The organism is Micromonospora sp. NPDC007271 (genome assembly GCF_040634005.1).
Taxonomy (GTDB): Bacteria; Actinomycetota; Actinomycetes; order Mycobacteriales; family Micromonosporaceae; genus Micromonospora.
Genome location: NZ_JBEYER010000024.1, coordinates 67130 through 76571, shown reverse-complemented (window position 1 = coordinate 76571; position 9442 = coordinate 67130). Strand labels below are relative to the sequence as shown.

Annotated in this window: 10 protein-coding genes and 1 pseudogene; 9 read left to right on the top strand and 2 right to left on the bottom strand. The window is 69.8% G+C overall.

The annotated features are described in order from the left end of the window. Positions 1–243 precede the first annotated feature (243 nt). From ABZ570_RS11635 to ABZ570_RS11615, 5 genes and pseudogenes are all read left to right on the top strand, one after another. Positions 244–1434: a helix-turn-helix domain-containing protein gene (locus ABZ570_RS11635; RefSeq protein WP_358060701.1), complete on the top strand. Its 1191-nt coding sequence runs from the start codon at positions 244–246 to the stop codon at positions 1432–1434. Between the two features lie 378 nt (positions 1435–1812). Then, positions 1813–2130 (top strand): annotated as a pseudogene (locus ABZ570_RS11630) (hypothetical protein); the annotation flags it as partial. After that, positions 2127–2345 (top strand): hypothetical protein, encoded by a 219-nt coding sequence (locus ABZ570_RS11625; RefSeq protein WP_358060696.1) that lies wholly within the window; start codon positions 2127–2129, stop codon positions 2343–2345. The pseudogene ABZ570_RS11630 and the gene ABZ570_RS11625, both read left to right, overlap by 4 nt. Next, on the top strand, positions 2342–2515 hold the full coding sequence (locus ABZ570_RS11620; RefSeq protein WP_358060693.1) for a hypothetical protein: 174 nt from the start codon (positions 2342–2344) through the stop codon (positions 2513–2515). Before ABZ570_RS11625 ends, ABZ570_RS11620 begins: the two co-directional genes overlap by 4 nt. 297 nt (positions 2516–2812) lie before the next feature. Beyond that, the gene (locus tag ABZ570_RS11615) at positions 2813–3556 is read left to right on the top strand and encodes a hypothetical protein (protein WP_358060690.1); all 744 of its coding nucleotides are present in this window, start codon (positions 2813–2815) and stop codon (positions 3554–3556) included. A gap of 96 nt (positions 3557–3652) precedes the next feature. On the opposite strand, the gene ABZ570_RS11610 is transcribed toward ABZ570_RS11615, so the two are convergent. Beyond that, positions 3653–5233, bottom strand: a complete 1581-nt coding sequence (locus ABZ570_RS11610) for a tetratricopeptide repeat protein (protein WP_358060687.1) — start codon at positions 5231–5233, stop codon at positions 3653–3655. Between the two features lie 396 nt (positions 5234–5629). On the opposite strand from ABZ570_RS11610, the gene ABZ570_RS11605 reads away from it, so the two are divergent. Continuing rightward, positions 5630–6358 carry a DNA alkylation repair protein gene (locus tag ABZ570_RS11605; protein WP_358060684.1) on the top strand — a complete coding sequence of 243 codons (729 nt, stop codon included), beginning with the start codon at positions 5630–5632 and terminating at the stop codon, positions 6356–6358. A gap of 10 nt (positions 6359–6368) precedes the next feature. Then, entirely contained in the window at positions 6369–7229 is an 861-nt protein-coding gene (locus ABZ570_RS11600) for a hypothetical protein (RefSeq protein WP_358060681.1), read from the top strand. Here ABZ570_RS11600 and ABZ570_RS11595 read toward each other — a convergent pair. Then, positions 7206–7751 (bottom strand): MarR family winged helix-turn-helix transcriptional regulator, encoded by a 546-nt coding sequence (locus ABZ570_RS11595; RefSeq protein ID WP_358060678.1) that lies wholly within the window; start codon positions 7749–7751, stop codon positions 7206–7208. The two genes, ABZ570_RS11600 and ABZ570_RS11595, sit on opposite strands and share 24 nt — an antisense overlap. 91 nt (positions 7752–7842) lie before the next feature. Here ABZ570_RS11595 and ABZ570_RS11590 point away from each other — a divergent pair, with 91 nt between their 5' ends. Both ABZ570_RS11590 and ABZ570_RS11585 read left to right on the top strand, forming a co-directional pair. Beyond that, positions 7843–8418 carry an NAD(P)-binding domain-containing protein gene (locus tag ABZ570_RS11590; RefSeq protein WP_358060675.1) on the top strand — a complete coding sequence of 192 codons (576 nt, stop codon included), beginning with the start codon at positions 7843–7845 and terminating at the stop codon, positions 8416–8418. A gap of 120 nt (positions 8419–8538) precedes the next feature. Further along, positions 8539–9432, top strand: coding sequence for a class III extradiol ring-cleavage dioxygenase (locus tag ABZ570_RS11585; protein ID WP_358060672.1), 894 nt, complete (start codon positions 8539–8541; stop codon positions 9430–9432). Positions 9433–9442: the final 10 nt, after the last annotated feature.

Here is a 9442-nt window from a genome sequence, read left to right as displayed (position 1 = left end):
GGCATCGCATCCCAAGGTCCAAAAAGTCGCCATGACGCCAACGTACGGGGGCTGCGACCAGCTGTCATCGGCAGAAGCGGATGCTCGAGGAGTCGCGAATGGTTTAACCATGTGGCGTGCGCCAGTCGCGATGGCGGACGATTGACCCTCCCGGCTCAGCCCCTGGCCCCGGTCGGCGTAGCCGGGTTACCGTCCGAAAGGGCGGCCCACCGAGGAGCGAACACCTGGGAAGCAGGCGAAGGTATGGCTAGGAAGATCGACACGATCGGCGCCCGGATCCGGTACTGGAGGATGCGCCGTAGCGGGATGAGCCAAGCCGTTCTCGCTGGGCTCGCGGACGTCAGCCAGTCGTACATCTCGCAGGTCGAGTCCGGCCGCAAGACCATCGACCGTCGCTCCACCCTGGTGGCCATCGCCGCCGCCCTGCAGGTCACGGTGGCTGACCTGCTCGGTCAGGGCACGGAACCGGGCGACCCGGCCCGGGAGCGCGCCGCCGAGTGCGTGCCGGCGATCTGGTCCGCCCTCATCGAGATCGAGGATGGCGAGCGTAGACCGTCGACCCGTACCAGGGAGGAGCTGGCCGCCGACATCGCGCGCAGCGACCAGCTCCGCAACCGCTCCAACTATCCGGCGATGGCCCGGCTGCTCCCCGGCCTTCTGTTGGATGCCGCTGCCGTCGGGGGGACCGTGCTCGCTCAGGTGGCGTACCAGGCTTCGACGTGCCTGCGACACCTCGGATACCGGCACCTGGCGCTCAACGCCGCGCGGGTCGCGGTGGCTGCCGCTGAGGACGTCGAGGAGCCTGCGTGGCTTGGGGCGTCCCGCTTCGCCTACACACAGAGTCTGCCGATCGAGGCCGCGCCGCTGGCCGCCAGGGCCGCCGACCGGTCGCTGGCTGAGCTTCAGGGCGCTGCCGCCGACGAGCGGGTCCGGCAGATGCTCGGTCAGCTACACCTCTCGGCTGCGCTGGCATCGACGGTGAGCGGGCGACCGGACATCGCCCGCGATCATCTCGCTGAGGCGGCACGTGAGGCGGCGACCATCGGGGATCCACCGGACGGTGCCGGGTTCAACGGTTGCGGGTTCGGGCCGACGAACGTCGGGCTGTGGGAGATGTCCATCGCGGCGGAGCTGGGCGAGCCCGGCCGGGTGATCGAGCTGTCCCGGACGGTACGACCGCAGGTCCTCGCCGCGTCGATTCGCCAGATGTCGTACTGGCTCGACCTCGGCCGCGCGTTGGCCGAATCAGGCCGCCGGGACGCCGAGGCGCTGGCGGCGTTCGTGCGAGCGGAGCAGGCAGCGCCGGTGCCTTTCGCGCTGAACCCCCTTGTCCAGAGCGCCGTCGTGGCGATGGCGCGGCGGGCGAAGCGTCGGGCCGTCCCGGCCGAACTACGGCTGCTGGCCGGCCGTTTGGGTATCAGCCTGGCCTCATAACCAGCGGTAATTTCGCCATCACCGATCGGCTCTAGTGTCCGGTTCGGGTGAGGCGCTTGCCTCCCTTGGCCGGGTGCGGCGGCTTTAGGTTCTTTCACGGCTGGCCGTCGCGCCCCTACCGGCGGAGGTGGGGATGGGCGGTCGGGACGACGCCGCCAGGCAAAACGCGGGACAGCAGATCCAGGCGGCTGAGCGGGAGGCGGCGAAGCGGCGGCTCCTCGCCTTGGCCGAGGCGGCTCGGATACCGGTTGAGGAGTTCACTCGGGCGGTGCCGGACCGGCGGTGGCGCCGATCCACCCGCACCGTCGGATGTGATGACGTCTCTACACCACCGGCACAGCGTGTCTCGTACGAGGAGTATCTGCTCGCGACCGCCCTGAGCATCGCTCGGCGTCACCGGCCGGTCTGGTCTTGGCGGCGGTGGCGGCGGGTCTGCCGTTGTGGTGCCGAGCTGCCCTGCCGTGCCCGTCACCGGGTTCCGATCGACCGTGGCCACTGGCCGCAGGGAGAAGCCGAGTGAACAACGAGCAGGAGCAAATGATCGTTGCCGTGCATCTACGAGGGATGGACGGCATGTGCACCGGCTGCCGGGCGTGGTGGTCGCGGCTGATTCCGTACCCGTGTTGGCAGGTGGAGTGGGCGACCAGCCGGCAGGCGCGGGTGATCACCGCGCGTTTCCTGGGCGGTGTGCGGTGACCACCCACGGGCCGGTGTTGCCGATCTGGAGCTGCGGCGGCTGCGGGGCGCCGTGGCCGTGCGCGACGCGGCGGCGGGAGCTGCGGGCGGAGTTCGAGGGTGCCCCGGTTTCGCTGGCGCTCTACCTGGGGGCGCAGCTCGTCCGCGCCACCGCGGATCTGACCTGGGCGCCGGCCGGCGCGCTGCATCGGCGTTTCCTGGGTTGGCTGCGGTGAGCATCCTGCGGCCGGGGGACGAGAAGTTCCATTACAGCGACGGCTCGCACCGGTGGATCCCGCCCGACCCGGACCACGACCAGGAGGTCTGGGACGAGCAGGTACGCCAGCACAAGCTGGGCCACCTGAGAAACCAGCGCGCAACGGTGCGCGTTCGGCGCCTCGCCTGATGTCGGTACGCCAGTCCGGCCGCTACCCCCGTTCGAGGAAAGCGGGAAATCCGAATCCGAGCCCTCCTGCGGCGGGTGGCACGGACTGCCGGACATGGCAGCGGACCGATATGCTTCCCAACCCGATGGGCACGGGTAGCGGGCCCGCCCGTGGGCTCGGTGGAGGGGACCCGAATGTACGCAGGGGGGCGTAGGGTGGCGGGCCGACTTCTCCGACGTCCGGTGTTCTGCGGCCTTCTGGCCATCGGCGGGATGCTGCTCGTCCCGTCGGCGCCGGCCTTGGCTCACCTGGCTCGGGTGGAGGATTCCACCCATCTGTCGGTGTCCACCACGAACGCGAAGGGGCGGGTGGGCGACACGGTCAGCATCCGCGTGACGGTTAGAAACCATGGGCCCGCCGTTGAGCCGGAGTGGGCACTGACCGGCGTGGAGACCCAGCCGGGCACCCGGTTCGTCAGTGGTACCGGGTGCCGTCCAGACCCCAACGGCGGGCAGTACTGTCCCAGTCCGGGACCGTTGGCCGTCGGCGCGTCCCAGACGGTTGTGCTGCGATACAAGATCTTTCGCACGGTCCAGCATCCCGAGCGGCAGTCCGCCGGCTTCGGCTTGTACGAGGCGCTGAACCGCAAGGGTGGCACGGATGACGTGGACCTGAACTTCCAGATCTACATCATGGGTGCGGCCACTCCGACCACCCGCGCTTCGGTACGCCCCAGTGGGACTCCCACCCGCTCCAACGCGACTCCGGTGCGCTCCAGCCGGGCGTCGGCAAGCCCCAGCCACGCCTCGACCACGTCACCCTCGTCCCCACCCGGGGCGAGCACGAGTGCGCCGGACGTGATCGCGGCTCCCACCAGCGAACCCACCCCGCAGGTCACCACCGTCGCCCTGGACAAGGCCCAGCGCAGCGGCTTCACCGTCGGCTGGGCCGCGGGCACCTCCGGCCTCGTCGTCATCGGCATCGGTACGCTGGCCGCCGTGGCGCTGCGCCGCCGCAGACGCGCCGTACCGGACCCGCCAACGGCGGCAGACGAGGACTGACCGGCTCGTTGTCTCGTTGGTCCGGCTCGTTGGTACGGGCACAGCCGGGGAGGACGCGTCGTGGCGGAGCGGTGATGCCCCTGTTGCCACAGCGAATCAGCCTGCGTAGCGGGGCTCCGCGATCCGGCGGCGGAACTCCGCGTGCGCGGACTGGAGGATGCCGTTGAGGCGTTCGATCTCGTCCTCGGTCGGCTCGCGGCGCAACTCGACCTTGATCTGGAAGTCGCCGTCCTCGATCGTCACGTCCAAGCCGGCCAGGAGGTCGACGGGCAGTTTACTGGTGACGAACTGGCGGAATGCCTCCTCGATCGTTCCCTGCATGTCGCCGCATCCACAGGTGCGACCGTCCATGACCGCGCCGAGGTGACTGCGGCCCACCATGGCGTCCGGGTGGACGGGATCCAGGACGGACAGTCCTTCCTCCAGGACCGCTCGTGCGTCCGTCAGCCGTCCCTCGTGTTGGAGGAAGAGGCCAAGGGCGATCTGCGCCCGGCCGAGGGTGTCGTAGTCGGCGCCCCGGCGAGCCTGGGCCACTGCCTCGCCGAGTCGTTGTTCCGCCGGGCCGACCTGGCCGGCTTCCTTCAAGGCGAGGCCCCAGTTGCGCAGCACCTGGCTCGCCAACTCCGGGCGGCCGGTGCGCTGCGCCGTGGAATGCGCCCACGCGTACGTCCGCAACGCTCCCTCGTCATCGCCCGCGCTGCTCTGCGCGAGGGCCAGGCCGAGAGCCGCCATGAGAGCTTCCTCCACCCTGCCCTGACGATCGTAGGAGGCGAGCACTCGTTGGATCGCGTCGATCCGGCTGGCCTGGTCGCCCAGGTCGGCCGCGAGGTTCGCCAGTACGGAGAGCACGTTGAGCGTCGCCTGATGGTCCGCACCGAGTCGCGCCTCCAGGGCGGCGACAAGGTCGGTGAGGACGGCCCGGTACGTCGTCGGGTCGCCGTGGCCGCGCCGGCTCATGACGGACAGCGCCACCTGCTCGACGACCTCGTCCGGCAGTTGGTCCAGGCCGGGGAAGAGCACCTCCCCGGAGTCGCGGGCCTGCACGATCACCGCCCGCAACGCCAGGGCGGTCGCGACCCGCTCATGCCCGTTGCGCCAGAAGTTGCCTACCGTCTCCTCGATGATCTGCCGGGCCTGCCCGACGTTGCCGCGCTGGAGCAGCACGTCGGCCAGCGGTTCGAGGCCGAAGGCGTACCCGGCGTGCTCGCGGCCGTAGAAGGCGAGCCGGTCCTGGGCACCGCGGTGGAGTTCGGCCTCGGCCTCGTCGAGCCGCCCGGCCATCCGTAGCGCCATGCCCAGGTTGAGCCGGTAGGTCAGGTGATCCCTGCGAACCTGCGGATCTTCGTCGGTGGATGCGGCGGTCGCGTGGCGGTAGCACTCGATCGCGCGGTCGAGCTGGTCGGCGTTCAGCAGGACATTTCCCAGGTCGCACTGGGCTGACGCCCAGGCCGGGCTGCCGGCACCGTGCTTCGCCGCGACCGTCTGCAGCTCGCGCACCATGAGTTGTTCGGCTTCGACCAACCGGCCCTCCTGCAACAGGGAATGGGCCACATCGATCGCGGTGGGGGATGACGTCACGGGCCGGGATTCTAACGACGTGACGGCAGCCCGTGGGGGAGCAAGATCGCGGCAGTCGGCCCCTGTTGCGCGTAGGAGCTCGTGAGCGCCCGCCAGCATCGGGACCACCTCCTGTGCCGGACGGGCCCGGACGGTGCGGCTAGGAAGAGTGATGCCGGTGCCTGGGAGGGTTGAGCCAGGCGAGGGGCAGCCCCCCCGAGGGCCTTACTGGCCCAGAGCCCTCACTGATGGTGTGTTCATCGCTGGCGTGTACGGATTTGCGGGATTCAAAAGGTGCTCAACATAGTTGAGCGCCATTGAGATCGTATTCGCCGTTTCGCGAGCCTGCAGAAGTCTACTCTGTATCTCCTGCTCCTCAGGGCTGAGGCTTTCGACTTCCGGATCTGAGTCCATGGCCACCATCCTTACTGTGAGGACGTCCCAATCGTAGGGCTCCTTTATCGGGTCCACGTCGCGACGGCCCGAAGACGTGAGGTCGCGGTAGGTTGCACAGTCATGGCCACGATCGCGGACGTCCGGCACGAACTCGCCAGCCTCGCCGACCCCGGCCGGGCGGAGGGAGTGGGGCGGTTTCTGCAGATGATTCCGGGCGGGTACGGCGAGGGCGACCGGACCATCGGCGTCTCCGTGCCGCAACAGCGCAGGGTGGCCGGCCGGTACTGGCGCGATCTGTCCCTGGCCGAGACGGCGATGCTGCTGACCAGCGGCGTGCACGAGGAGAGGTTGACGTCGCTCTTCATCCTGGTACGGAAGTTCACCAAGGGGGACGAGGCGGAACGCGGCCGGATCTTCAACCTTGTGCTGGCCAACACCGGCCGCATCAACAACTGGGACCTGGTGGACTCGTCCGCGCCGTACATCGTCGGCCCCTGGCTGATCGACAAGGACCGGAGCGTACTGGATAGGTTGGCCGAGTCGAGCCTGGTGTGGGATCGGCGGATGGCCGTCATGGCAACTTTCGCCTTCATCAAAGCCGGCGACTTCCATGGGACCTTCCGGCTCAGTGAACGGCTCCTGCACGACCCGCACGACCTCGTTCACAAGGCGGTGGGCTGGATGCTGCGCGAGGTGGGCAACCGTGACCGGGCGGCGGCGGAGGAGTTCCTCGCCCGGCATTACCGGGTCATGCCACGGGTCATGCTGCGGTACGTGATCGAAAAGTTTGAACCGCAGCGACGCCGGGAGTACCTGGCCGGCGCGGTCCAGATGAGGCCCCTGACGTAGGAGTCGATGAGTGCACGCCAGTATGGCGACGAGCGCCGGTAGGGCCGGCCGGGCGAACGAGGACTTCGCCAGCGCTGTTCCCGGCGCCGCTCTGCTGCTGGACGGCGCCGGCATCCCGGGCACTGAGTCGATCTGTTCCCACGGTGTCGCCTGGTACACGCACCGTCTCGGCGGCGCGCTGCTCGGCCGGCTGTCGCGTGGCGACGGGGAAGACCTCGCGGCGATCCTCGCCGGCGCGATCGACGAGCTAGCCGCTGATCATCGCGACACCTGCGACATCACGAACCCCAGCAGCCCGCAGGCGACCGTGCTGATGGTCCGCGCCCACCGGGGCCGCCTGGACTATCTCCTGCTCGCGGACTCCTTCCTCGTCCTCGACCAGGTCTGCGCTGGCCCGCAGGTCGTCACCGACGAGCGTGAGGTGACGGCCAGGCGCATCTGCTCCGCGCCCCTGGCCGGCGTTCCAGCGGGTACGCCGGAGTACGACCGGATCCGAGCCTCCTGTGCCGAGGCGCTGCGGGCTCGCCGGAACCAGCCGGGCGGCTACTGGATCGCCAAGGACGATCCGCGCGCGGCGCAGGAAGCGGTCACCGGCAGCCGGCCCCTTGATGACCTCCGCAGCGTCGCGCTGCTCAGCAACGGCGCCAGCCGCATCGTCAGCCCGTACGGGCTGGCCGACTGGCCGGGCGTACTGGAACTGCTCGCCGCCGACGGGCCGGCCGAGATCATCCGTCGCGTCCGGCAGGCCGAGGCCCGCGCCTCCGGAGCCCCCGATGCTCGGCTCCCCGACGACGCCACGGTTCTCCACTTCACCCACCTGCCGCGCGGCGACAGTTCGCGGCAACGATCAGGGCCTCGTCGTCCGGCTTGATCCTGGACGATCCGGCTCGGCAGCGTCGGCCGGCGTGGTGGGGTGCTGGTATGGGGCGGTCATCACACCCTCGGGGTCCAGCCGGTCGAGGATCGCGTCAGTGATCTCGGCCAGCTGCGCAACCTGCTCCGGCGAGAGCACCTCGAACACGTGGTGCCGGACGGTGGCGACATGCCCGGGCGCGGATGCCACCAGCTTCTGCCAGCCCGCCTCGGTCAGCCGGGCGTTGGTGGCCCGCCTGTCCTCCGGGCAGGGGAGTCGCTCCACCAGGTCACGGTCCTCCAGCCGACGCACCGCGTGGGACAGCCGCGGCAAGGTGGCGTTCGTACGCGCGGCGAGGGCGGTCATCCGCAGCGTGCGGCCGGGAGCTTCCGACAGCATCGCGAGCATCAGGTACTCGAAGTGGGTCAGCCCGGCGTCGCGGCGCAGCTGTGAGTCCAAGGCGCCGGGGAGCAGCTCCACCAGTGCGACCAGCCGCACCCACGTCGTCAACTGTTCGCTGGTCAACCACTGCTTGCTCATCCTCACACCCTACCCAAATAGTTGACGACGCAAGTAAACCTGCTATGGTGTTACTTGAAAGTTCAACCATCTGCTCCGAAAGGAATTCCTCGTGGCACACATCTCCATCATCGGCACCGGCAACATGGGCCAGGCCATCTCCAGCGTCGTCACGAAGGGCGGCAACAGCGTCGAGCTGCTCGGCAAGGCCGACATCGACAAGCCGGTCACTGGCGACATCGTCGTCCTCGCGGTCCCCTACCCGGCCGTCGACCAGGTGCTCGCCCAGCGTGGTGAGCAGCTCGCGGGCAAGATCGTGGTCGACATCACCAACCCGGTGAACTTCGAGACCTTCGACTCCCTCACCGTCCCCGCCGACAGCTCGGCCGCCGCCGAGATCGCCGGCAGGCTGCCGGGGTCCCGCGTGCTCAAGGCGTTCAACACCACCTTTGCCGGCACGCTGGCCGCCGGGACCGTCGGACCGTTGACCACCACCGTCCTGGTCGCTGGCGACGACGCTGACGCCAAGGCCGCCCTCATCGAGGTGATCGGCGCGTCCGGCGTGAAGGCCATCGACGCCGGCGCGCTCAAGCGGGCCCGGGAGCTGGAGGCCCTCGGCTTCCTGCAGATCAGCCTTGCCGCGGGCGAGAAGGTCTCCTGGACCGGCGGCTTCGGCATCGTGGCCTGACCCGCCCGGACGCCATCTGGCCCGTTGGCCCGCGGGCGCCGGTTTCCAGGACAGGGGCCGGCACCCGCGACGCCATCACCCACCGCGTCTCGCGCAGCACCCATCGCCGAGGAGAAATCGATGACCACCCACGCCACCGCAGCCGCCGACGCGCTCATCCCCGCCCAGCACCCGTTCGCCGCGCACCTCCGGCGGGCCGCCACCCTCGAGAACGCGCAACGGCACCGGCCGTGGACGCCGGCCGACGGGCCGCTGCCCGCGCTCTACCTCAGCCACGGCGCCCCGATGCTGTTCGAGATGACCGACTGGATGATCCAGCTGCACACCTGGGCCCGGGCCCTGCCCAAACCGCGGGCGATCCTGATCGTCTCGGCGCACTGGGAGTCCGCGCCGTTGAGCATCACCAGCACCCAGCCGGTCGATCTGGTCTACGACTTCGGCGGCTTCCACCCGATGTACTACCAGATGCGCTACGACACCCCGCCCGCGCTGGAGCTCGCCCAGCAGGTCGTCGCGCTGATGCCCGACACCGAGCAGGTCCACGAGCACCGTGACCGCGGCCTGGACCACGGCGCCTGGGTGCCGCTGAAGATCATGTACCCGGACGCGGACATCCCGGTGTTGCAGCTGAGCATGCCCACCCACGACCCGGACCGGCTGATGGCGCTGGGCCGGCGGCTCAGGACGCTGCGGGAGTCCGGAGTGCTGGTGATCGGGTCGGGCTACCTGACTCACGGGCTGCCGTTCCTCGACTGGCGGAACCTCGACAAGGTGCCCGGCTGGTCGTCCGACTTCGACCACTGGGCCGCCGAGGCGCTGGCCCGCGGCGACGTCGACGAGCTCGCCCGGTTCCGCTCCAGTGCCCCGGGCATGCCCTACGCCCACCCCACCGTCGAGCACTTCACCCCGCTGTTCGTCACGCTCGGCGCCGCCACCGACCCCACCGCAGCACCGACCACCACCATTGACGGGTACGCCCTCGGCCTGGCCAAGCGGTCCCTCGAGGCCGCGTGACCCGGCGGTC